The sequence below is a fragment of the Thermobaculum terrenum ATCC BAA-798 genome, from assembly GCF_000025005.1.
Classification (GTDB): Bacteria; Chloroflexota; Chloroflexia; order Thermobaculales; family Thermobaculaceae; genus Thermobaculum; species Thermobaculum terrenum.
The window spans coordinates 361,671-383,859 of record NC_013526.1 but is presented as its reverse complement, the minus strand read 5'-3'; the positions used below and the strand labels follow the sequence as shown (position 1 = coordinate 383,859).

The following is a 22,189-nucleotide window of genomic DNA, read 5'->3' as shown; positions in this document are numbered from 1 at the left end:
AGTGGAGGTAAGGGAATGAAGCTTGATGGCAGCTATACTATGCACGCGCCTCGACAGCTGGTGTTCGAGACCCTGCAGGATCCGGAGGCCCTCCGGGGATGCCTGCCGGGGGTAGAGAGCTTCGAGGCCGTCGGTGATGGGCGCTACGAAGCGACCGGCAAGGCCGGGGTGGCGGGCATCCGAGGCAGCTACAGCGGCACCGTGATCCTGACCGACCAGAAGCCGCCGGAGTCCTACCAGCTCAGCGCCGAGGGCAGCTTCTCCGGCGGCAGGGTCACCGGCACAGCCACCATCACGCTGGTGGATCAGGGGGACAAGACCGTGATCAACTACATCGGGGAGGCGCAGCTCAGCGGCCCCCTGGCGAGCGTAGGGCAGAGGCTGCTGACCCCAGCAGCGAAGATGATGGCCAGGCAGTTCTTCAAGTGCATGGAGGACAAGGTCAAGAGCAAGCAAGCAGCAACTTCCAGCTAGGCAGGCCGCTCACCTGCGATAAATCTGCAATGCTAGGATAGGAGGAGATCTATGTCTACACATTCTATTTCCCTCACGGTCAACGGCAGGAAGTACCAGAGTGAGGTGGATGATCGTACCCTGCTTGTCCACTACCTAAGGGACCACCTGGGACTTACGGGCACCCACATAGGCTGCGATACAAGCCAGTGCGGCGCCTGTACGATAGTCATGAACGGGCAGGCGGTCAAATCTTGCACAGTGTTCGCAGTACAAGCCAACGGGGCGGAGATCACGACCATAGAGGGACTGGCTAAGGACGGCCAGCTGCATCCCATCCAAGAAGGCTTCTGGGAGGAGCACGGCCTACAGTGCGGGTTCTGCACGCCGGGCATGATCATGAGCGCCTACGACCTGCTGCAGCACAACCCCGATCCCTCCGAGATGGAGATCCGAGAGGCGCTGGAGGGTAACCTCTGCAGGTGCACCGGCTACCAGAACATCGTCAAGGCTATCAGGTATGCCGCGCGCAAGATGCGAGGCGAGAGCCTTCCAGAAGAGAAGTACATGCCCGAGGACCAGCACAGACCGGCAGCCGTTGAAGGCCCCGAAGCCGTGCCCACATCCTAAGGAGGTCGAACGATGGCAACCTACGTCGGTACCCCAGTCAAGCGAGTGGAGGATCCCAAGTTCATCACTGGTAAAGGCAGCTACCTGGATGACATCAAGCTGCCAGGCATGACTTACGCAGCCATCCTCCACAGCCCACACGCCCATGCACGCATCAAGAGCATAGATACTTCCAAAGCTCAGGCGATGCCTGGAGTGGTGGCAGTGTTCACAGGCAAGGACATGAGCGACGTTAACGCCCTCCCCTGTGCCTGGCAGGCCGGAGGAGTACAGAACAACGTAGCGACCCCACGGCCGCTCGAGATAGATGAGGTTCACTACGTAGGCGACGCAGTGGCGGTGGTGATCGCCGAGGACAAGTACACAGCTGAAGACGCTCTCGGCCTCATCGAGGTGGAGTACGAGCCTATGCCAGCGGTCGTGGATCCTGAGGAGGCCACGAAGGAGGGCGCGCCACAGCTGCATGAGCAGGCACCTAACAACATCTGCATGTACTGGACCGCGGGGAACAAGGACGCCACCGAGGCCGCGATCGCGCAGGCCGAGGTGAGGGTGCAGCAGAAACTCGTCAACCAGAGGTTGATCCCCACGGCGATGGAGACACGCGGCGCGATCGGTAGCTACAACCCCGCCACCGGTGAGTACACCCTGTGGCTGACTTCTCAGGCGCCGCACGTCATGAAGCTGTTACTGGCGGCGTTCGTGCTTAACGTGCCAGAGAATAAGATCAGGGTGATAGCACCAGACGTCGGCGGAGGCTTCGGTTCAAAGATCTTCTGCTACTCCGACATGGCGATCGTTGCCTGGGCTTCTAAGCAGGTAGGACGTCCTGTCAAGTACGTGGAGGACAGGCGAGAGAACTATATATGGACTACCCACGGGCGAGACCACGTCACCTATGCCGAAATAGCCGGCACCCGCGACGGCAAGATCACGGCGCTGAAGGTAAGGACCTACGCCAACCTGGGAGCTTATCTCTCCACTGCAGCTCCAGGCATACCGACCACGCTGTATGGCCGCATGGTGACCGGCGTGTACAAGATCCCCAACGCCTTCGTAGAGGTGTACGGCGTGTACACTAACACGGCGATGGTCGATGCCTACAGGGGAGCCGGCAGGCCCGAGGCTACCTACCTCATTGAGCGCATGGTGGACCTCTTCGCCCGCGAGATCAGCATGGACCCAGCCGATGTGCGCCGCATCAACTTCGTGCCGCCCAACGAGTTCCCCTACCGCAACGCTGTAGGAATGTTGCCCTATGACTCCGGCGAGTACGAGAAGGCGCTCAACAAGGCCCTGGAGGTGTCCGGCTACAGCGACTTCCGGCGGGAGCAAGAGGAGGCTCGCAAGCAGGGCAGGTACCTTGGTGTCGGGCTCTCCAGCTACGTCGAGGTGTGCGGGCTGGCGCCGTCGGCCTGGATAGGACTCAACGGCGAGGGCTGGGGTGCAGCGCTGTGGGAGAGCGCCAACGTCAAGGTGCATCTGACCGGTAAGGTAGTTGTCACCACGGGTACGCTGCCCCACGGCCAAGGACACGACACCACATTCGCACAGATCGTAGCCGACGAGCTGGGAGTGCCTTTGGAGGATGTCATCGTCCAGCATGGTGACACCCAGGGCACGCCTTTCGGATACGGCACCTATGGCAGCCGCAGCCTGGCGGTCGGTGGCGTAGCCATCTACAAGGCCGTGGAGAAGATCAAACAGAAGGCCAAGAAGATCGCCGCTCACATGCTGGAGGCCGCTGAGGAAGATATAGTGTTCCAGGACGGCAAGTTCATGGTCAGGGGCGCTCCCGAGAGCGGCAAGACGATACAGGAGATCGCCCTGGCGGCCCACCTAGGCTACAGCTTGCCGGAGGGGGTGGAACCCTACCTGGACGAGACCACGTACTTCGATCCACCGAACTGCACGTTCCCGTTCGGCACGCATGTGTGCATGGTGGAGGTGGTCCCTGACACTGGCGAGGTCAAGATCCTCGACTATGTAGCGGTGGACGACGTGGGCAACGTGATCAACCCGATGATCGTTGATGGTCAGCTCCACGGCGGCATAGTCCAGGGCATGGCACAGGCCCTCTGGGAGCACGGCGTGTACGACGAGCACGGCCAGCTGGTGACCGGCACATTAATGGACTACGCCATCCCTAAGGCCAGCATGGTGCCGGACTTCAAGCTCGAGCGCACCGTCACCACCACCCCGGTCAACCCACTGGGCGTCAAGGGAGCGGGCGAGGCCGGCACGATAGCCGCCACGCCGGCCGTAGTCAACGCCGTGATGGACGCGCTGGCGCCGTTCGGGATAAGCCACATCGACATGCCGCTCACGCCCGAGAGGATCTGGAGGGCAATACGCTCACAGAAAAACAGGAGTTAGGAGGAGAAGATGATACCCGCCGAGTTCGACTACTACGCACCCCAGAGCCTGGACGAGGCGATCCAACTGCTAAGAGAACACGCCGAGGACGGCAAGGTGCTCGCCGGCGGCCACAGCCTCATCCCACTGATGAAGCTACGCCTTGCCACACCATCGGCGCTGATCGACATCGGGCGCATACCCGAGCTGCGGGGGATAAACCGCTCCAACGGTACGGTGACCATAGGGGCGACCACCACTCACCGCATGATCGAGTTCAGCGAGGAGCTGTCGGACGCCCTGCCGATCATGCCGCAGGCCGCCAAGGTCATAGGTGACCCGATGGTGCGCAACCGCGGCACCTTCGGGGGTTCCCTGGCCCACGCGGACCCCGCGGGCGACTGGCCGGCCGTGGCGTTGGCGCTGGGGGCCACCATGCACGTGCGGGGCCCCGATGGTGAGCGCACCATACCCGCGGAGGAGTTCTTCGTCGACCTGCTCACCACCGCCCTTGAACCCGGAGAGCTGCTCACGCAGATTGACCTGCCGGTGCCTGCTGGGAAAGTCGGCATGTCCTATCAGAAGTTCAGGCATCCCGCCTCGGGCTACGCCGTAGTGGGCGTAGCGGCAGTGGTGACCCTGGACGAGGCCGGCAGATGCGCCGACTGCCGTATCGGCATCACCGGTGCTGGGCCCTTCGCCAGGAGGGCGACCGAGGTGGAGGACGCCCTCAGGGGCCAGCAGCTCAACGAGAGCACGGTAAGGGACGCCTCCGAGTTGGCCGGCAGTGACATGGAGTTCCTGGGCGATATCTTTGCTTCGGAGGAGTATCGCGCCCAGCTAGTCAAGGTCTACACCCGGCGAGCGATAATGGACGCCCTCGCCAGACTGCCCTAATCCTCACCCTGGGCTGGGGGATCCCCCAGCCCACACCCCAAGGAGGCAGAGATTGCAACCATCAGATCAGCAACAGGCAAGCCAGCAGTCCAAGCGCACCTCCCCTCCCATCTCCGGGACCGTGCAGGGCGAGCACGTAGAGATCAACGGTGGGGGAGCTGCCGCCATAATCTCGCAGGGCAACATGTCCGTTCGGGGAGGCGGAGGAGCTGTATTGATCTCCGGAGGCAACACCGAGATCCAAGGTGGCGGAGCCGCAGTGATCATCTCGGGAGGAGAAACGGAGATAGAGCAAGGGGGCAGTGCCCTTGTTATAGCTTCAGAGGCGGAGATCGAGCAGGGCTTCGTGGGCATAATCCTCTCTGGAGAGACTAAGCTAGAAGAGGGCTCACGCGTGCTGCTCGACACTCCCAGGGCGTTGGCCCTCGGTACTGCCCTGGGAGCCACGTTCGCCCTCCTTAGCTGGCTGCTGCGTAGGCGATAGCCCTCGGCCCGCACTCGACGCTCACCTGGCATAGATGCTGCTGCGTACCTACTAGCACGTCCCACAAACCAGATCGATGTGCAGGAGGTGAACTATGCCCGGACAAAGGTATGCTCGCCGACTCAACGACCTGGAACAGCGGTTCATGGCACTGGCCGAGAGCATCCCCGACTCCCCCGAGAAGGAAGCGATATCTGTCCTCCACGGCATGATCCAGGAGGTGTGGAGGAGCTTCTCGGGCAGTGCGCTGGCCAGTAGATCTCCCTCGGAGCTGACCTTAGAAGATATAGCATCCCTCTACAAGACCGCGCCCGAGATGCGAGGTGAGGCGATCTGTGAACCGCTACCCGTAGGCACGCCGGCACCTGACTTCACCCTGCGGGACCCCAACAACGAGCCCGTTACGCTGAGCAACTTCCGAGGCAGACCCGTGGTGCTGGTGTTCTACCCACTCGACTGGAGTCCTACCTGCTCCGACCAGCTTTCGCTCTACCAGGCGGAGATTTCGGAGTTCGAACGCTTCGGTGCGCAGATCCTGGGCATATCGGTCGACTCCATCTACTGTCACGGTGCCTGGGCAGCCGTGAGGGGGCTACAGTTCCCGCTACTCGCGGACTTCGAGCCCAAGGGGGAGGTCGCGCGTCTGTACCAGGTCTACCGCGAGCCGGACGGCTTCTCCGAGCGCGCCCTGTACGTGGTGGACCCGGAGGGCATCATCCGCTACGCCCACGTCTCTCCCAGGCTGGACATGATCCCCGATATCTACGAGCTGTACCAGGTGCTGTCCGAGATAACCGGGTTGCCGGCGCCCGCGCCCACCACCGTAGCGTGAGGAGGTAACGCCGATGATCGGAGCGCCCTATCAGAGACGCAGCCCCTTCGGGGTGGTGTCCTCCCCCGCGGCGGCGCCCGTGGTGGTGTACGGCACCCGCTGGTGCGCCGCCACGCAGATAGTCCGGAGGTTCCTTGATCGGCTGGGCATCCCCTACGAGTACGTGGACCTGGACCTCGACCCCGCGGCAGCCCGGAGGGTAGCCTGGCTGACCGGTGGGTACGTGAGCCACCCCACGGTGTCGGTCGCCGGCGAGGTGCTCGTGGAACCGACCCTGGGCGAGCTGGAGTGGGCGCTGGCCCGCGCCGGCCTGATATAAGCCCCGGCAAGCCCGCCCAGGGTCCGCTGACTCCCCCAGTTACCTCGGGGCCAGCGCCCTGGCCTCCCTCCCACCGCATTGTGGTATCATCAGGCTGCGCGCGATCCACATCACACAAGGAGGGAGGCTCATGACTCAGCTGTACGGGAAGCAATACTCCAAGGACGAGCTCGAGAGGATGACGGGCTACATGTTCCAACTGGCGGGGATCCAGCTCGGGGAGCTCACGGACGGCAGGGCTCGGGGGATGCGGGTGGCGACGGTGCGGACGGGCTCCGGGTTCGAGTTCCAGGTGCTGCTCGACCGCGCCATGGATATATGGCTTGCGGAGCACGCGGGCAGGCCCCTCGCCTGGCTGCACCCGGCGCTGGGAGGACCAGCGCTCTACGAGCCCCGGGGCGACGGCTGGGCGCGCACGTTCGGAGGGGGGCTGGTCACGACCTGCGGGCTCACGCACTTCGGGCACCCCGAGGTGGACCAGGGGGAGGAGCTGGGGCTGCACGGGCGCATCTCCCACTGCGCGGCGAGCAGCTGCCAAGTCCGTGAGGGCTGGCAGGGCGATGATTACACCCTCGAGCTCACGGGCGTGACCCGTCAGGCCGTCCTGTTCGGGGAGTACCTCACCCTGGAGCGGACCATCTCCACCCGCCTGGGAGCCAACCACCTGGCCATCCACGACAGGGTGCGCAACGACGGCTACCGCCCCACGCCCCACATGATCCTCTACCACTGCAACTTCGGGTTCCCGGTGGTCAGCCCCGACTCCGAGGTGCTGCTGGCGGACGAGGCCGTGCGGCCCAGGGACGAGGACGCGAGGGCTGGCGTGGACCGCTGGCACCTCTTCGAGGCCCCACAGGCGGACTTCCGCGAGCAGGTGTTCTTCCACCAGCCGCGCGTGGGCGCCGATGGCATGGTGCGCGCGGCCATAGTCAACCGGCAGCTGGGCTTCGGGGCGTTCATCAGGTACCGCGCGGCCGAGCTGCCTTGCCTGGCGCAATGGAAGATGATGGGCGCCAGGGACTACGTCTGCGCGCTCGAGCCGGCCAACTACTGGGAGACCCCTCGCCACGTGCTCCGCGAGGAGGGCAGGCTGAGGTTCCTGCAGCCCGGGGAAGAGGTCGATTACTACCTGGAGATAGGAGCGCTGACCTCGGTGGAGGAAGTACAGGCGTTCGAGCGGGAGATAGGGGAGTAGGGAGGGCTCGAGCCCTCCCCTCCACGGTCGGCAGCTGAGGGGACAAGGGGGGAAACCCCTACGAGCTGCCTAGGCTGACCGCCACCTTCTCCACGGGCAGGGAGTCCTCCGAGCCGGCGGGCTGGTCCACAGCCCCGCCCTGCATGACGCGGGACAACAGCCTCTCCTTGATGGCCCCGAATCGCTGGTCGCCCCTCTTGCGGGGGCGATCCAGGTCCACCCACTCGTCGAGGGCCACCCTGCCGTGCTCCAGCAGCACCACGCGGTCGGCGAGAGCCACGGCCTCCTCCACGTCGTGCGTCACCATGATGGCCGTGAAGCGGCCTCGCCACCAGAGCGACTCCACCAGCCCCTGCATCTCGATGCGCGTGAGGGCGTCCAGGGCCCCCAGGGGCTCATCGAGCAGCAGCATAGCAGGATGCGAGAGCAGGGCGCGGGCGAGCGCCACGCGCTGCTTCTGGCCGCCCGACAGCTGGGCGGGCCAGTCGCGCTCCCTGCCGGCCAGCCCCACGTGCCTCAGCATCGCCCTCGCCTCCTCCAGGGGAGCATCCCTGCGGCCCAGGGCCACGTTATCCAGCACCCTCTTCCAGGGCAAGAGCCTGGCGTCCTGGAACATCACCCTGGCGGCGGGGTTCCTGCCGCTCAATGGCCGGCCGTTGATCTCGATCCAGCCCTCATCGGGCGCCTCCAGGCCCGACAGCAACCGAAGCAGCGTGCTCTTGCCGCAGCCGCTGCGGCCCACTATCGCCACGAACTGTCCGGGCTCCACCTCCAGGTCCAGCCCCTTCAGCACCTCGTTGCGCCCGAACCGCTTGCGGAGCCCCTGTACCCTGATCCAGGCGCCGTAGTCCACAGTACTCATCTCCGATACCTCCTAAGCCTTCTGATAGGCCGGATGCCAGCGCAGCATCTGCCTCTCCAGCAACCTAGCGACCGTGTCGGCCAGCTTCCCCAGGGCGGCATACAGCAGTATGCCCATCACCAGCACATCGGTCTGCATGAACTCCCTGGCCTGCATCGTGATGTAGCCTATGCCCGAGCTGGCAGCGATCGTCTCCGCCACGATCAGCGTCAGCCACATCACGCCCAGCGCGTAGCGCACGCCGACGAGGATCGAGGGCAGCGCCCCGGGAAGCACGATATCGCGGAACACCTCCCAGCGCGACAGGCCGTACACCTGCCCCATCTCAAGGAGCCCCGAGTCCACGTTCCTGATCCCGTGGTAGGTGTTGACGTATACCGGGAACAGCACCCCCTCAGCCACGAGGAACAGCTTGCCCTGCTCCCCTATACCGAACCACAGGATCACGAGGGGGATGAGCGCCAGGTGCGGGATGTTCCTGATCATCTGCAGGGTGCTGTCCAGCAGGCGAGAGAGGGTGCTCGACAGGCCGTTGACCACCCCCAGGACGAACCCCAGACCGCCCCCTAGGGCGAAGCCCAACAGAGCGCGGCGAGCGCTCACCGCCATGTCGTTGACCAGCTGCCCGCTCTCCAGCAGCTTCCACGCGGCCAGCAGCACCCTGGAAGGCGGCGGGAGGATGCGGGCGGGCAGGACGCCCGCCCAGCCCAGAGCCTCCCAGACCAGCAGGAGCACCACGGGCACGGCCCAGCCGGAGAAGGCCGACAGCCTGCCTCGAAGAGCCCTGATCATCTCTTCACCTCCCGGCCACCGTTGCGGATGAGCCCGCCCTCGGCCACGATCTCGCCGATGGGGCCGTAGTAGTTGGTGTAGTTGTAGCCCTCCAGGCGCTTGTGCAGGCCGAGCAGCGGGAACACCAGCTCCGCGAACCTGTGCGCCTCCTCCAGGTGTGGGTAGCCGGAGAAGATGAAGGTGTCCACCCCCAGCGCCTCGTACTCGCGCATCCGCTCCACCACCTGCTCCGGGCTACCCACCAGGGCGGTCCCGGCGCCGCCGCGCACCAGGCCCACGCCGGCCCACAGGTTGGGGCCTATCCGCAGGTTATCCCTCCGGCCGTTGTGCAGGGCCGCCATCCGGTGTTGGCCGTGGGAGTCCATCTGCGCGAACACCTCCTGCGCGCGGGCGACGGTGTCGTCGTCCAGCTTGGAGATCAGCCGCTCGGCCGCCTCCCAGGCCTCCTCCTCGGTCTCGCGCACGATGACGTGCATCCGGATCCCGAAGCGCACCGACCTGCCCTGCTCCCACGCCTGCTGACGCACGGCGGAGATCTTCTCGGCCAACTGCTCCGGCGGCTCGCCCCAGCTGAGGTACATGTCCACGTGCTTGGCAGCCACCTGCTGGGCCACCGGCGAGGAGCCTCCGAAGTACAGGGGTGGGTAGGGCGCCTGCACGGGCGGGAACAGCAACCGGCCTCCCTTCACCTTGATGTGCTTCCCCTCGAAGTCCACCGTGTTCCCGCTCATGATCGACCGCCACACGGTCAGGAACTCGTCCGTGACCTCATAGCGCTCATCGTGGTCCAGATGCAGGCCGTCCCCGGCCAGCTCCTGCGGGTTGCCACCGGTCACGACGTTGATCAGCAGGCGCCCCCCGGACACCCGGTCGAAGGTGGCGGCCATGCGAGCGGCCAGCGTGGGCGATATCAGCCCCGGGCGCACAGCCACCAAGAACTTCATGCGCCTCGTGAGGGGTATGAGGGAGGAGGCCACTATCCAGGCGTCCTCGCAGTTGGCGCCCGTAGGCAGGAGGGCCCCCTCGTACCCCAGGGCGTCCACCGCCTGCGCGATCTGCTTGAGGTAGTCGAAGTTGGATGCCCTCCCCAGATAGGAGGTGCCCAAGTATCTCCCGTCTCCACCAGTAGGTATGAACCAGAACACGTTCATCGCGATCTCTCCTTTCCGTCTTAGTGCCTAATGCTGGTACTCAGGGAGCACCGCGTCCCTGACGTTGATCTTCTTCGGGATCAGTCCCAAGCTGTAGAACAGGTCGGCCAGCTCCTGCTGCTCCCGCACGATGTCGTCGCTGACCGGGATTATGCCGTATACCCGGCGGTGCTCCACCTCGCGCTGCACGGCCTCGTCCACCCCGGTCTGGGAGGACACCAGCTTGGCCACCTCGTCCCGGTGCGCCTCCGACCAGCCCTCAGCACCCTCCAGGGCCTTCAGGATGGCGTCCACGGCGTCCTTGTGCTCCGTGGCGAACTTGCGGGACGCCAGGTAGAAGGATCTGTTGGCCAGGCCCGCGGACTCACCATCGGCTATCACGCGCGCGCCGGTCTCGGCGACCTCCATGGCGTAGTAGGGATCCCAGATGGACCAGGCGTCCACGCTCCCGCCCTCGAAGGCGGCCTTGGCGTCCGATGGCGCCAGGTACACCGGCTGGATGTCGCTGTACTTGAGCCCCGCCTTCTCGAGGGCCTGCACCAGCAGCGCGTGGGCGCTAGAGCCCTTCTGCACCGCCACCTTCTTGCCCTTCAGGTCGGCCACGGACTTGATGTCCGAGGTCTTCGGCACGAGGATCGCCTGCGTCTTGGGAGAGGGCTTGGTGGCGGCCACGTACACCAGGTCGGCCCCAGCTGCCTGGGCGAAGATCGGGGGAGGTGCGCCGGTCGTGCCGAAGTCTATGCTGCCGGCTCCCAGCGCCTCCAGCAAGGGCGGTCCCGCCTGAAACTCCGTCCACTGGAGGGTGTAGCCCAGCTGCTTGAGGTCCTTCTCCAGGGTGCCCTGGGACTTAAGCACCAGCAGGGAGGAGGATCCCTTCTGGTAGCCTATGCGCACTACCTTGCCCCCGCCGGAGCTGCCCGAGTCGGAGCTCAGGGCGCTCTCGCCGCAGCCGGCGAGCACGAGGCCAAGGATCAGGGGGAACAACAACCAACTATAGATTATCCTGCTCATATCGATGCTCCTAAGCTATGGTTTTGAGTTGCTTGCTACGGATTGCAGATGGCGCGGGGATGGCGGCCCTCAGCGCCGCGAGCGCGGCCTCCAGCCGCTCGTCGACCTCGGGGTGCAGCGTGATGGAGCCGTCCTCGCGCCAACCCAGCTGCGAGTCGAGCACGCACACCCCGGCCAGCACATGCCTGGCCCCCAGCGCCGAGAGCACGGGCTTGAGCGCGTAGTCCAGCGCCAGGCAGTGAGCCAGGGAGCCCGAGGTGGTGATGGGGAGCACAGGCTTGTCCGCCAGGATGCCGGGCGGCAGCAGGTCCAGGAAGGCCTTGAGCACTCCCGAGTAGGCGGCCTTGTACACCGGCGTGGCGATGATCACCGCCCTGGAGGCCTGCACCAGCCCGATGGCCTCGGCCACCGAGGGCCCATCCGGCCTGGCGTACACCAGGTCGGCGGGATCCAGGTCGCGCACCACCACGGAGCTACACCGCAGCCCCTCGGCCTCCAGCCTGGCCCTCGCCAGCTCGAGCACCTGCGCCGAGCGGGAGGGTGCAGAGGGACTGCCAGCTATCGTGACCACATCAAGCATCGTATCGTACCTCCCGTATATTATCTACTAATCTAGTAGACTTAGTAGACATTAAGAGGGTAGCAGTCACCGAGGCGAGAATCAACCCCTCGCACGCAAATTTCCCTTATAATGCCTAAGCAGAAATTGCAAAAAGCTTATCAGCGGGGGAAGACACTTGCACATCACAGCCAGAGCGGATTACGCGCTCCGAGCAGCTATCGAGATGGCCGCCAGCTGGCCGCAGCCCCTGAAGGGAGAGCAGATCTCCGAGGCACAGGACATCCCCATCAAGTTCCTGGAGAGCATCCTGCTGGACCTCAAGCGCGCGGGGCTGGTGCGCACCCAGCGAGGACAGGCGGGGGGTTACTGGCTGGGCAGGGAGCCGGCCGAGATCTCCCTGGCCGACATCATCCGGGCGGTGGAGGGGCCGCTGGCCAACGTCAGGGGGATGAGCCCGGAGGAGATAACCTACAAGGGGAGGGCCGCCACGCTGCGGGACGTGTGGGTGGCGCTGCGAGCCAACATGCGAGCGGTGCTGGAGACCACCACGCTGGCCCACATGGTGCGGGGCGAGCTGCCCGAGCAGCTACACCCCCTCCTACAGGACCCGGATGCCTGGGTCAGGAGGGGGCGCTGAAGCGAGCGTAGACGATCTGCCCCGGGCGCAGCCCCAGGTACTCCGCGTCCTCCCTGGGCAGGACCACGCTCACCGTCTCCCCCTGACCAGACACCAGCGAGAGCCCCACCACGGCCTCCGAGGCCGAGACCTGCTCCACCATCATCTCGCGGGCATCCGGGATTGGCTTGTAGTCGATCTGGATGACCGTGGCCGGCTCGGGCTCCTCCAGATCATCCGGCGTGGCCTCGGCAGCGCACCCGGACCACACCAGCCTGCCCCGCCAGAGCAGGAAGATGCAGTCCGCAAGGCCGTACACGCTGTCGTAGCTGGCGGAGGTCAGCAGCACCGAGGAGCCGGTGCCCCGGACCAGGCTCCTCAGCTGGCCAAACAGCTCCTCGCGATCCGCCCTCGACATGGCGTGCAGCGGGGCTTCGGCGAGCACGAGCTTGGCTCCGCCCTCCAGAGCGCGCCGCGAGCTAGCGACTAGCTCGCCCACGGAGCCCCGCACTCCCTCCAGCAGCACGGCACTGCCATGCACCTGCACCGAGCCCGAGGATGGACGGAGCACGCCGGCCAGCAGCCGCAGCAGGGCGGACCTCTCCTCCCCGCGGGAGCTCACCACAGCGCCCACGCGCCCGGCTCGCAGGCCCATGCTCACGCCTTCCAGCAGCTTCCCGTCCAGAGCCTCCACAGTCACGTCTTGCAGCACTGCCAACATACACATCCACCTCGCATCCGATCTGTCGCAAGCATAGACGATGGGCACGCCACGCTCAACCGTCGGAGCCAAGCAATTATCACTAATGGACAAACTCTTGATAATTTTTTCTTATACTTCCCCCCGCAGGGGTCCGTGCGGTAAGATGGACCTGCCTAGCAAGTGGACGGAGGGAGCCATGTTCTTGCAGATGCTGCGCGCCAAGCTGCACCTAGCCAGGGTAACAGGCGCCGAGGTGGAGTACATAGGGAGCATCACGATCGACAGCGACCTACTGGAGCAGGTGGGCATCCACCCCTACGAGCGGGTGCAGGTGGTGGATGTGGACAACGGCAACCGGCTGGAGACGTACGTCATCCCCGGCGAGCGCGGCTCGGGCACGGTACAGCTCAACGGCGCCTCCGCCCACCTGGTACGTCCCGGAGACAGGGTGATCATCATGGCGTACTCCTACGTACCCTCACCCCCTCCACCGGATTGGAAGCCCCGCGTGGCCCTGCTGGACGAGGCCAACAGGATAGCCGCCTGGCTGGAGGAGGACCGGCAGGTGGAGGTCGCCGGCTAGGTCAGGCGGTGCCCCGAGCCACGAGCGAGAGCGGCACCACCTCGCTGGCCGGCGGCTCATCGTCCGAGGTGATCAGCTGCAGCAGCATCTCGGCGGCGCGCCTGCCCATCGCGAGCAGCGGGATCCTCACGGTGGTCAGCGAGGGCACGGTCTGCGACGCCATCGGGATGTCGTCGAAGCCCACCACCGCCACGTCCACCCCGACCCGCAAGCCCTCCTGGGCGATGGCCGCCATGGCGCCTATCGCGAGGTCATCGCTGGCGGCGAAGATCGCCGTCGGCCTCGGCCCTCGGCGCAGCAGCTCCTGCGTGGAGCGCACGGCCTCGCCCATCTCCCAGCTGTCGCCCACCACCAGCTCGCAGCCCTGCAGCCCCGCGGCCGCCAGCGCCCTGCGGTAACCCTCCAGCCTGGCTCTGGCCGTGGGATATTTGGGATCCCCCGACAGGTGGGCGATGAGCCCGTGCCCCCTGGAGATGAGGTAGGAGGTGGCCTCCAAGGCGCCCTTGACGTCGTCGTAGACGATGGCCGGCATGTGGAAGCGGGGATCCGTCGCCCGCTCGATGCACACGCAGGGTATCTGGGTGGAGGCTATGAGCTCCACGATCTCGCGCGAGGCCGGCGAGTCCTCTATCAGCCTCAGGATGACCCCATCCAGCCTGCCACCCATGAGCAGGCGGCGCAGCTGCTCGGTATCCTCCCCCACGACCATGGGGTAGACCAGCAGGTGATAGTCCCGCTGCTTGAGCTCCTCGCTCACGCCCGTCAGGATGGAGGCACAGTAGTGAGAGGTGAACACCTCGAACGGGTAGAAGTCGGTGGCGATGAAGCCGATCGTGTGGGTCTTCTGAGCGCGCAGGCCCCGGGCGAAGGCGTTGGGATGGTACCCCAGCTCCTCGATCGCCTCGAGCACCCTCTGGCGCACCTCGGGCGAGGTGGGCCTGGGACCGTTGTTGATGACGTAGGACACCACAGCCGTCGAGACGTTGGCCCTGCGCGCCACGTCCTGCAATGTCACGCGTTTCTTTCTCTGCATGGGACTCCCAAAGCAAGGATTGCCTCTCCATATTACCACACACCAGCCCCTTGACAGCCCGGGGAAGCTGTATTACCCTTAATCTAATCGATTAGATCTAATCTTTTAGAACAGGAAGGGAGGTGAGTGCTACCGATCAAGGTCACCGGCCGAGTCCTGGACCCGTTCCAATAAGCATGACAGTGCAGGAGGAGATATCATGACTGACAGTAGGCTATCACGCAGGCAGTTTCTCACCCACACGGGCAGGTTGGCCCTCGGCGTGGCCACGACCTCGCTGCTGGCGGGCTGCGGCAGCAACGCTGGCGGCGGAGCCTCCACCCCTGGGGCCTCGCCCACCTCGCCCTCCGGAGGGACCTCCCAGGGCGGCACCACGACGATCAGCATGATGGGCTGGGGCAGCCCCCTGGAGAAGCAGAACGTCCAGAAGGGGCTCGACATGTTCCAGCAGCAGCACCCCGACATCAAGGTCAAGTGGATCCACGTCCCACAGGATTACTTCACCAAGCTCAAGACGGCCCTCGCCGGAGGTACCCCACCGGACGTCTTCTGGACAGGTAATCTGGCGGACTACGTCTCGCGCGGCGTGGTGATGGACATCACCTCCTACGTCGAGCAGGACCCGGTCATCGGGAAGCCGGACTACTTCATAGAACCCCAGGAGAAGGAGCGCGCGACTATCAACGGCAAGTGGTTCGGTATCGGCTCCTGCTGGGTGATACACCACCTTTACTACAACTCCGATATCCTGGAGAAGGCTGGCGTGGAACCCCCCAGCCCCGAGCCCAAGAAGGCCTGGACGTGGGAGGAGTTTCTGGAAAACTGCCGCAAGCTCACGGTGGATGCCTCGGGCAAGCACCCCGGGCAGCCGGGATTCGATCCCTCTAAGGTGCAGCAATGGGGGGTCAGCTGGCCCACCTGGTCGCTCCCCCGCGACGTGCTGGTGTTCTCCAACGGTGGCGAGGCCTTCACCCCGGACTATAAGTGCCACCTGGGCGAGCCCGAGGCGATGGAGGCTATCCAGGCGCTCGCTGACCTGGCCATCAAGCACCAGGTCGCCCCGCAGGCCGCCCAGATGCAGCAGCTGGGGATGAGCAGCTGGCAGATGCTGGCCTCCGGCAAGCTGGCCATACTCGTCGACGGATCCTGGGCGCTGCAGGACATCTCGAAGATGAACTTCAAGTTCGGCTGCGGCGTGCTGCCCAAGATGAAGAAGGTCGTGACCGAGGCGCAGGCCCACTGCCACGTCATCTGCAGCCGCACCAAGCACCCGGATGCTGCCTGGCAGCTGCTGAGGTTCCTGTCATCGGACGACTACCAGCTCGGGCTCTGCAAGGCGGGCCTGTGGCTGCCAAGCCACACCAGCTTGCTGACGGAGGACGGCCTCAAGCGTTGGATCACCCCGGGCGTGCACCCCGAGGGCTACGACAAGATAGCCACCGAGTACCTGCTCAAGTACTCCAAGAACTACTTCTATCCGGCGGGCTTCGAGCAGGCCGACCAGATCCTGACATCGGCGCTCGACCCCGTGTGGATCGGGAAGATGACCGTTCAGGAGGCTTTCAAGAAGACCAACGCCATCGGGCAGGTCAACCAGGTCCTCCAGCAGGCGAAGGCCAAGCTGGAGGCGCAGCTGTAAGGGAGGAGCGCAGATATGACGACCACGGCCCCCACAAGGCAGGCACGCCTCTCCATCCGCGCCAGAGAGGCCATCTACGGCTATCTGTTCATCGCGCCGGCGGTGCTCGGCTTCATCCTGTGGATAGCGGGCCCCATGATCTTCTCGGCCTGGGTGAGCCTCACCCAATGGGACATGCTCAGCCCACCCAAGATCGTGGGGCTGCAGAACTACCGCCAGATGCTCGAGGACAACTTGTTCTGGCAGTCCCTGAAGGTCACGATGTACTTCACCATCGTCTCGGTACCTATCTTCCAGGTGCTGGCCTTCGCGGTGGCCCTGCTGATGAACGTGAAGGTGCGGGGCATAACCGTGTTCCGCACCATCTACTATCTGCCCAGCATCGTGCCTGTGGTCGCCAGCTCGATGCTCTGGGCCTGGATCTTCAACTCGGACTTCGGGCTCCTCAACAGCCTGCTGCAGGCCGTGGGGCTGCCCAAGGTGTTGTGGCTGCAGGATCCCACCTGGGCTATGCCAGCGCTCATAGTGATGAGCCTGTGGGGCATCGGGGGCACCATGCTGATCTACCTCGCGGGGCTGCAGGGGGTGCCGGCGCAGCTGTACGAGGCCGCGGAGATCGACGGCGCCAATAAGTGGCAGCAGTTCCTGCACGTCACGGTGCCCATGATGTCACCGGTGATCTTCTTTAACCTAGTACTCGGCCTGATAGGAGCCCTGCAGACCTTCACGCAGGGATACATCATCACCAACGGTGGTCCAGGCAACTCAACCCTGTTCTACGTGCTGTACCTCTACAGGCAGGCTTTCACCTACTTCAACATGGGCTACGCCTCGGCCATGGCCTGGGTGTTGTTTGTGATCATCCTGGCGCTGACGCTGCTGGTGTTCCGATATGTCGGCCGGATGGTTTACTACGAGGACGAGTCGAGATAGCAGGAGGTTGGATTATGTCGACCAGATCGCACCCCACAGCAGGAGCTGGAGAGCTGGCCAGGAGCCTCGTACTCCCGAGGACCAGGACAGCGTACAGAAGACAACTGGGCAGGTGCTTTGTGTGGTTGGTGCTCTGTGCTGGCGCCGTGGTGATGATGCTCCCTTTCCTCTGGCTCATAAGCACCTCGCTCAAAGAGACCTGGCAGGTCTTCAGATATCCCCCGCAGTGGATACCCAACCCGGTCCGGTGGAGCAACTATCCCGAGGCGCTCACCACTCTGCCCTTCGGGCTGTACGTGAAGAACACCTTGGTGATCACCGTTCTGAACATGGTAGGCATCCTGCTGTCCTCGTCGCTGTGTGCCTATGGCTTCGCGAGGCTGAGGTTTCCCGGCAGAGATCTGATCTTTATGGTCCTCCTGAGCACGCTTATGCTCCCGTACGCCGTGACTATGATCCCCTCCTACATCATATTTAAGTACCTGGGATGGATCGATACCTACTATCCCCTCATCGTGCCTAACTGGTTCGGAGGGGGCATATTCAACATTTTCCTGCTCAGGCAGTTCTTCCGCACGATACCGGTGGAGCTGTCGGAAGCGGCTAGGATAGACGGCGCATCCGAGTTCCGCATCTACTGGCAGATTATCCTGCCGCTGGCGCGGCCAGCGCTGACAGTTGTGGCAATCTTCACCTTCCTCAACAATTGGAATGATTTCATAGGACCATTGATCTACCTATCTTCTCCGGAGAAGTACACGGTTGCCCTGGGCCTGGCCACCTTCAAAGGGTTATACTCCACCCAGTGGCAGTACCTGATGGCGGCCTCCACCGTCATGATCCTGCCCGTGATAGCGCTCTTCTTCCTGGCACAGCGCTACTTCGTCCAGGGCATAGTGCTGACCGGGCTCAAAGGCTGAGATAACACCAAGCAAGGAGGGACAGCAAGTTGACAGTCGAACAGCGCACCAGATCGATAGTTGTGGACACCACCCATAGCCCCATGGCGCGCCTGCGGGCCGTGGCCGTGGGGGACGTCTCCCTGGGAGGCTTCTGGGCACCCCGCCTGGCGATCAACAGGGAGAGCACCATACCTCACCAGAGGCAGCACCTGGAGGCCTCGGGCGTGATGGACAACTTCAGGAGGGCGGCGGGCAAGCTGGACGTCGAGTTCAGGGGCCCGGTGTTCGCCGACTCCGACGCCTACAAGTGGCTGGAGGCGGCCTCCTGGTCGCTGGCCGGGCACCCCGATCCCCAGCTGGAGGCGGAGGTGGACGCGGTCATAGCGGAGATCGCCCCCGCCCAGCGCCCCGACGGCTACCTCAACACCTACTTCACCCGCGAGCGGGCCTCGGAGCGCTGGACGAACTTCGACCTGCACGAGATGTACTGCGCCGGCCACCTCTTCCAGGCGGCCGTGGCCCACTACAGGGCCACGGGCAAGACCAGCCTGCTCGAGATCGCCACCCGATTCGCCGACCACATCTGCGACACCTTCGGGCCCGCCAGCCAGGGCAAGCGCGAGGGGGTAGATGGGCATCCCGAGGTGGAGATGGGGCTGGTCGAGCTCTACCGAGCTACCGGCAACGAGCGCTACCTGGAGCAGGCCAAGTACTTCCTGGACGTGCGAGGGCAAGGCCTGCTCGGGAGGGCCTGGGGGCACTTCGGCCCCGAGTACCACCAGGACCACGTACCGTTCAGGGAGATGCGCGAGATAGTGGGGCACGCCGTCCGCGCGGTGTACCTCAACGCGGGCGCTGCAGATATCTACGCCGAGACGGGCGACGAGGCCATCATGCGGGCGCTCGAGCGGCTGTGGGAGAACATGACCACCAAGAAGATGTACGTGACAGGAGGCATAGGTTCCCGCTACGAGGGGGAGGCCTTCGGCAAGGAGTACGAGCTGCCGAATGCGCGCGCCTACGCCGAGACCTGTGCGGCGATCGGCAGCGTCATGTGGAACTGGCGCATGCTGCTGCTGACGGCGGACGCGCGGTACGCCGACCTCATCGAGCACACCCTGTACAACGCCGTGCTGCCGGGGATATCCCTCGATGGGGCACTGTACTTCTATCAGAACCCCCTGGAGGACGAGGGCACCCACCGCCGGCAGGAGTGGTTCGGGTGCGCCTGCTGCCCACCGAACGTCGCGCGCACGCTGGCCTCGCTGGGGGGCTACTTCTACTCGACATCCCGAGACGGGATCTGGGTGCACCTGTACTCGGAGGGACGCGCCAAGCTGGGGCTGCAGGACGGCCGGGAGGTGCTCCTCTCACAGCACACGTCCTACCCTTGGAGCGGGGAGGTGGCCATCAGGCTGGAGCAGGTGCCAGAGGAGGGCGAGCTGGGCATCTACCTGCGCATCCCTTCCTGGTGCGAGCGGGGCGAGGTGGCGATCAACGGCGAGGATGCGGCCACACCGATCACCCCTGGCACCTACCTGGAGCTCAGGAGGACCTGGCGCGCCGGGGACGAGGTACGCCTGCGGCTGCCGATGACCGTGCGGAGGCTGGAGGCGCATCCCTACCTCTCGGAGGACGCCGGCAGGGTGGCCATCATGCGCGGGCCCATCCTCTACTGCATCGAGTCGGCCGACAACCCCGGCGTCGACCTCAGGGACGTACTGCTGCCTCGCGACGCCGCCTTCTCGGAGGAGCTCGCCCCCGACACGCTGGGAGGGGTGGTGCTGCTCCGAGCGGACGCGAGGCTCGCCCCCCCAGACGAGGCGTGGGCGGGCAGGCTCTACAGGCCGCGCACGCAGGGCGACCCCGCGAGCACGCCCTGCAAGCTCGTGGCCATCCCCTACTACGCCTGGGCCAACCGCGAGCCTGGACAGATGCGCGTGTGGATCAGGGAGTTCATCTAAAAGAGAGCTCCGGCACCGCGCACGATACTGCTCCAAGACCAATGTATAGATCCGGTAGGGCGCAATGGCTTGGGGTATCGTGGCTTGACATTTGGGTTTGTGCTAGGGCATGCCCTAGCACAAACCCAAATCCCGGTGACCAGAATACTTTGCGATGGCATCTAGATCCAAATCGATGCCCAAACCTGGCCTGTTCGGTATTGGGAGCATACCATCTTCATCCAGCGTCCATGGACTGGCTGTAATCTCATCGATATACGGAGAACCTGTCTTATATTCAACCAGATCGGTATCCGGCAATGCCGCGGCTAGTTGTAGGTCGGCAGCCAAACCCACAGCAGTGTTCCACCCGTGAGGGATGAGCCTGATACCGTAACTCTGGGCCATCCAGGCGATCCTGCGCGATTCGCTAATTCCTCCCACCTTCGTGACATCCGGTTGGACGATGTCTAGAGCCCTAGAACGTAGCCATGGCTCGAAAGACTGGTGCCGCGTCAAAACTTCGCCAGCGGCAATGAGTATAGGTGCCTGTTGACGTAGGAGCCTATATTCCTCAAGTGCATCTGGACATAGCGGTTCTTCGAACCAATACACATCGTACTCCGCAAGCATATGGGCCGTGCGTATTGCCCACTTGTATCCCTGGCTCCAGAAGGCATCGCTCCCGCCAGCATCCACCATTAGCAGAGATTCCGGCCCGATGGCCTCCCTTGCAGCTTTCACCACGCTCTCGTCCCATTGTTGGTCCTGGCGGCCGAAACGCCCCCAACCGATTTTGAAGGCGCGAAAACCCTGTGCCCGTAGCTCCATCAAATGTTCCCTAAGGAGATCCGGTTCATCCATTAGCAGGGAGGCGTACGGCCGCACCCGGTCCCTGTATCTCCCCCCAAGCAGGCGGCCTACAGATTGACCAGTAGCCTTGCCCAAGATATCCCAGAGGGCGATATCGATACCGCTGATAGTGTGGGTGATCGCACCACCCCTGCCGAGCCAGAAGGTGTGCTCGTGCATCTTCCGGCATACCCGTTCGGGCTCGAGCGCACTTTCGCCGATGTACAACGGTTCCAACACAGCCAGCGAGGCGCGCACCAAGTCCTCGCTGGTGAAGACGCTGCCCCACCCTACCAGTTCTTCGTTGGTGACAACAGCCACGAGCGTGTGCACACAGTCCTCAGGCCTGAGCTCGGTAGCCCAGCCCCCACGCGGCGTCGCACCCCTCAATCCGAATGCCCTCACCTCCCTGATCAGCACGCCCTACCTCCCGGCACACTCTCTACCCTCGGACCTCACTCCGCACCAGAGTCACGCGCCGATTCTCCCCTTCAGTGATCAGCCATCGGCTCCATTCCTCTACCAACAGAACAAGGTGACCCTCTTCAAATGTGCTTGTAGAGGCCACGACACCAATCAACGCGAGGCTTCTCTTCGCAAGACAGAAGTGGTGGCCTCGCGGTGCTCACGCATGCTGCATGCCAACTCATAGTATTCTCTACAGCTCATGAAGGTCAATTGTCGCTCCTGGGCATATCGGAGCAGCGCCTCCGTGGCCTTCATTTCTGGATCTTCCTGTATACTGGACCAATCATGCTGGACGTAAGAAAAGAGCTTATTTTCGCTTGCAGCACGACCGATGTATGGCTTAACCGACTCCACGTACCCATCGAGATCCTGCCAGCCAAGGCTATCACGCAGCACGCAATCATGCCAGCCATGAATAGTTAGCTCAAGCATCTCGGGGAAACCCACGTGCTCGTACCAGTAGGGTTGTAGATCAAGTGGGACAGGATGATAGTCATGCTCATTGCGGCCGTCTGTACGAGTAAAGCGTATACCCTCCTCCCACAGTACCTGAAGTATATCCGGGCGGTCTCGGAGACCCCGGTAGTAGCACCACGGCCCTGTCAGCCCTATACACTCCACACCAAGGAGGTCACGGAGCAGATCATTCGTCAGATGTACTTCCCACCTAATGGTATCCAGATCCGCACCCCTGATTACCTGCACCCTGCCCCCGTCTTCTATATAGACCGTCTTCAGTAACTGGTGGGAATACGTGTGCTGCTGCAGATCGAAGAGCGGGTCATCTACCAGAGGCTGGAATGCCTGGGGACACCGCTCCAGTGTCTGCCCTAAGATGAACAACGTGGCAGGGATTCCTAGGCGATTATGTAGCTCCTGGACCCTATCCAGGAAACGCTCAGTTACATCCCCATCCCCTCGAGCCCCTCGCCACTCCACATCATAACCTATCAACATAGTCCCCATAGTAGATC

At 63.9% G+C, this 22,189-nt stretch carries 23 protein-coding genes; 14 read left to right on the top strand and 9 right to left on the bottom strand.

Annotated features, from left to right (window positions below):
* Positions 1 to 15: 15 nt before the first annotated feature.
* The 8 genes from TTER_RS11340 (at position 16) to TTER_RS11305 (ending at position 7,165) form a co-directional block, all read left to right on the top strand.
* Positions 16 to 474: an SRPBCC family protein gene (locus TTER_RS11340; protein ID WP_012876165.1), complete on the top strand. Its 459-nt coding sequence runs from the start codon at positions 16 to 18 to the stop codon at positions 472 to 474.
* A 51-nt stretch (positions 475 to 525) separates the two neighbouring features.
* Positions 526 to 1,083: a (2Fe-2S)-binding protein gene (locus tag TTER_RS11335; protein WP_012876164.1), complete on the top strand. Its 558-nt coding sequence runs from the start codon at positions 526 to 528 to the stop codon at positions 1,081 to 1,083.
* A 12-nt stretch (positions 1,084 to 1,095) separates the two neighbouring features.
* Positions 1,096 to 3,459 carry a xanthine dehydrogenase family protein molybdopterin-binding subunit gene (locus tag TTER_RS11330; RefSeq protein WP_012876163.1) on the top strand — a complete coding sequence of 788 codons (2,364 nt, stop codon included), beginning with the start codon at positions 1,096 to 1,098 and terminating at the stop codon, positions 3,457 to 3,459.
* Positions 3,460 to 3,468: 9 nt separating this feature from the next.
* Positions 3,469 to 4,335: an FAD binding domain-containing protein gene (locus TTER_RS11325; protein WP_012876162.1), complete on the top strand. Its 867-nt coding sequence runs from the start codon at positions 3,469 to 3,471 to the stop codon at positions 4,333 to 4,335.
* 52 nt (positions 4,336 to 4,387) lie between these two features.
* On the top strand, positions 4,388 to 4,819 hold the full coding sequence (locus TTER_RS11320; RefSeq protein WP_012876161.1) for a hypothetical protein: 432 nt from the start codon (positions 4,388 to 4,390) through the stop codon (positions 4,817 to 4,819).
* A gap of 94 nt (positions 4,820 to 4,913) precedes the next feature.
* Positions 4,914 to 5,651 (top strand): peroxiredoxin, encoded by a 738-nt coding sequence (locus tag TTER_RS11315; protein ID WP_041425262.1) that lies wholly within the window; start codon positions 4,914 to 4,916, stop codon positions 5,649 to 5,651.
* Between the two features lie 13 nt (positions 5,652 to 5,664).
* Positions 5,665 to 5,970, top strand: a complete 306-nt coding sequence (locus TTER_RS11310; protein WP_012876159.1) for a glutaredoxin family protein — start codon at positions 5,665 to 5,667, stop codon at positions 5,968 to 5,970.
* A 130-nt stretch (positions 5,971 to 6,100) separates the two neighbouring features.
* On the top strand, positions 6,101 to 7,165 hold the full coding sequence (locus tag TTER_RS11305; protein ID WP_012876158.1) for an aldose 1-epimerase family protein: 1,065 nt from the start codon (positions 6,101 to 6,103) through the stop codon (positions 7,163 to 7,165).
* 58 nt (positions 7,166 to 7,223) lie between these two features.
* Here TTER_RS11305 and TTER_RS11300 read toward each other — a convergent pair whose 3' ends face one another.
* The 5 genes from TTER_RS11300 to ssuE are packed head-to-tail and all read right to left on the bottom strand — an operon-like array spanning position 7,224 to position 11,561.
* On the bottom strand, positions 7,224 to 8,027 hold the full coding sequence (locus TTER_RS11300) for an ABC transporter ATP-binding protein (RefSeq protein WP_012876157.1): 804 nt from the start codon (positions 8,025 to 8,027) through the stop codon (positions 7,224 to 7,226).
* Between the two features lie 12 nt (positions 8,028 to 8,039).
* Complete coding sequence (locus tag TTER_RS11295; protein WP_012876156.1) at positions 8,040 to 8,819, bottom strand: ABC transporter permease subunit; 780 nt, start codon at positions 8,817 to 8,819, stop codon at positions 8,040 to 8,042.
* Positions 8,816 to 9,970 carry an FMNH2-dependent alkanesulfonate monooxygenase gene (gene ssuD / locus TTER_RS11290; RefSeq protein ID WP_012876155.1) on the bottom strand — a complete coding sequence of 385 codons (1,155 nt, stop codon included), beginning with the start codon at positions 9,968 to 9,970 and terminating at the stop codon, positions 8,816 to 8,818. The genes TTER_RS11295 and ssuD overlap by 4 nt, the downstream gene beginning before the upstream one ends.
* A 27-nt stretch (positions 9,971 to 9,997) precedes the next feature.
* On the bottom strand, positions 9,998 to 10,981 hold the full coding sequence (locus TTER_RS11285) for a sulfonate ABC transporter substrate-binding protein (RefSeq protein ID WP_012876154.1): 984 nt from the start codon (positions 10,979 to 10,981) through the stop codon (positions 9,998 to 10,000).
* A 10-nt stretch (positions 10,982 to 10,991) separates the two neighbouring features.
* Positions 10,992 to 11,561 (bottom strand): NADPH-dependent FMN reductase, encoded by a 570-nt coding sequence (gene ssuE, locus TTER_RS11280; RefSeq protein ID WP_012876153.1) that lies wholly within the window; start codon positions 11,559 to 11,561, stop codon positions 10,992 to 10,994.
* A 157-nt stretch (positions 11,562 to 11,718) separates the two neighbouring features.
* Between ssuE and TTER_RS11275 the strand changes: the two genes are divergently transcribed.
* Positions 11,719 to 12,180: an RrF2 family transcriptional regulator gene (locus TTER_RS11275; RefSeq protein ID WP_012876152.1), complete on the top strand. Its 462-nt coding sequence runs from the start codon at positions 11,719 to 11,721 to the stop codon at positions 12,178 to 12,180.
* Here TTER_RS11275 and TTER_RS11270 read toward each other — a convergent pair.
* A complete protein-coding gene (locus TTER_RS11270; RefSeq protein ID WP_012876151.1) occupies positions 12,164 to 12,880 on the bottom strand; it encodes a P-loop NTPase family protein in 717 nt (238 codons plus the stop codon). The genes TTER_RS11275 and TTER_RS11270 overlap by 17 nt on opposite strands.
* A 178-nt stretch (positions 12,881 to 13,058) precedes the next feature.
* Between TTER_RS11270 and panD the strand changes: the two genes are divergently transcribed.
* Positions 13,059 to 13,445: an aspartate 1-decarboxylase gene (gene panD, locus TTER_RS11265; RefSeq protein WP_012876150.1), complete on the top strand. Its 387-nt coding sequence runs from the start codon at positions 13,059 to 13,061 to the stop codon at positions 13,443 to 13,445.
* A gap of 1 nt (position 13,446) precedes the next feature.
* On the opposite strand, the gene TTER_RS11260 is transcribed toward panD, so the two are convergent.
* On the bottom strand, positions 13,447 to 14,478 hold the full coding sequence (locus TTER_RS11260; RefSeq protein WP_012876149.1) for a LacI family DNA-binding transcriptional regulator: 1,032 nt from the start codon (positions 14,476 to 14,478) through the stop codon (positions 13,447 to 13,449).
* Positions 14,479 to 14,677: 199 nt separating this feature from the next.
* Between TTER_RS11260 and TTER_RS11255 the strand changes: the two genes are divergently transcribed.
* From TTER_RS11255 to TTER_RS11240, 4 genes are read left to right on the top strand one after another with little or no spacing between them, the layout of a single operon-like run.
* Positions 14,678 to 16,117, top strand: a complete 1,440-nt coding sequence (locus TTER_RS11255; protein WP_012876148.1) for an ABC transporter substrate-binding protein — start codon at positions 14,678 to 14,680, stop codon at positions 16,115 to 16,117.
* Positions 16,118 to 16,132: 15 nt separating this feature from the next.
* Entirely contained in the window at positions 16,133 to 17,050 is a 918-nt protein-coding gene (locus tag TTER_RS11250) for a carbohydrate ABC transporter permease (protein ID WP_012876147.1), read from the top strand.
* 14 nt (positions 17,051 to 17,064) lie between these two features.
* A complete protein-coding gene (locus tag TTER_RS11245) occupies positions 17,065 to 17,970 on the top strand; it encodes a carbohydrate ABC transporter permease (RefSeq protein WP_012876146.1) in 906 nt (301 codons plus the stop codon).
* Positions 17,971 to 17,999: 29 nt separating this feature from the next.
* Positions 18,000 to 19,916 carry a glycoside hydrolase family 127 protein gene (locus TTER_RS11240; RefSeq protein ID WP_012876145.1) on the top strand — a complete coding sequence of 639 codons (1,917 nt, stop codon included), beginning with the start codon at positions 18,000 to 18,002 and terminating at the stop codon, positions 19,914 to 19,916.
* A 114-nt stretch (positions 19,917 to 20,030) separates the two neighbouring features.
* Here TTER_RS11240 and TTER_RS11235 read toward each other — a convergent pair whose 3' ends face one another.
* Positions 20,031 to 21,167: a mandelate racemase/muconate lactonizing enzyme family protein gene (locus TTER_RS11235; protein ID WP_012876144.1), complete on the bottom strand. Its 1,137-nt coding sequence runs from the start codon at positions 21,165 to 21,167 to the stop codon at positions 20,031 to 20,033.
* 156 nt (positions 21,168 to 21,323) lie between these two features.
* Positions 21,324 to 22,181, bottom strand: coding sequence for a polysaccharide deacetylase family protein (locus tag TTER_RS11230; RefSeq protein ID WP_012876143.1), 858 nt, complete (start codon positions 22,179 to 22,181; stop codon positions 21,324 to 21,326).
* Positions 22,182 to 22,189: the final 8 nt, after the last annotated feature.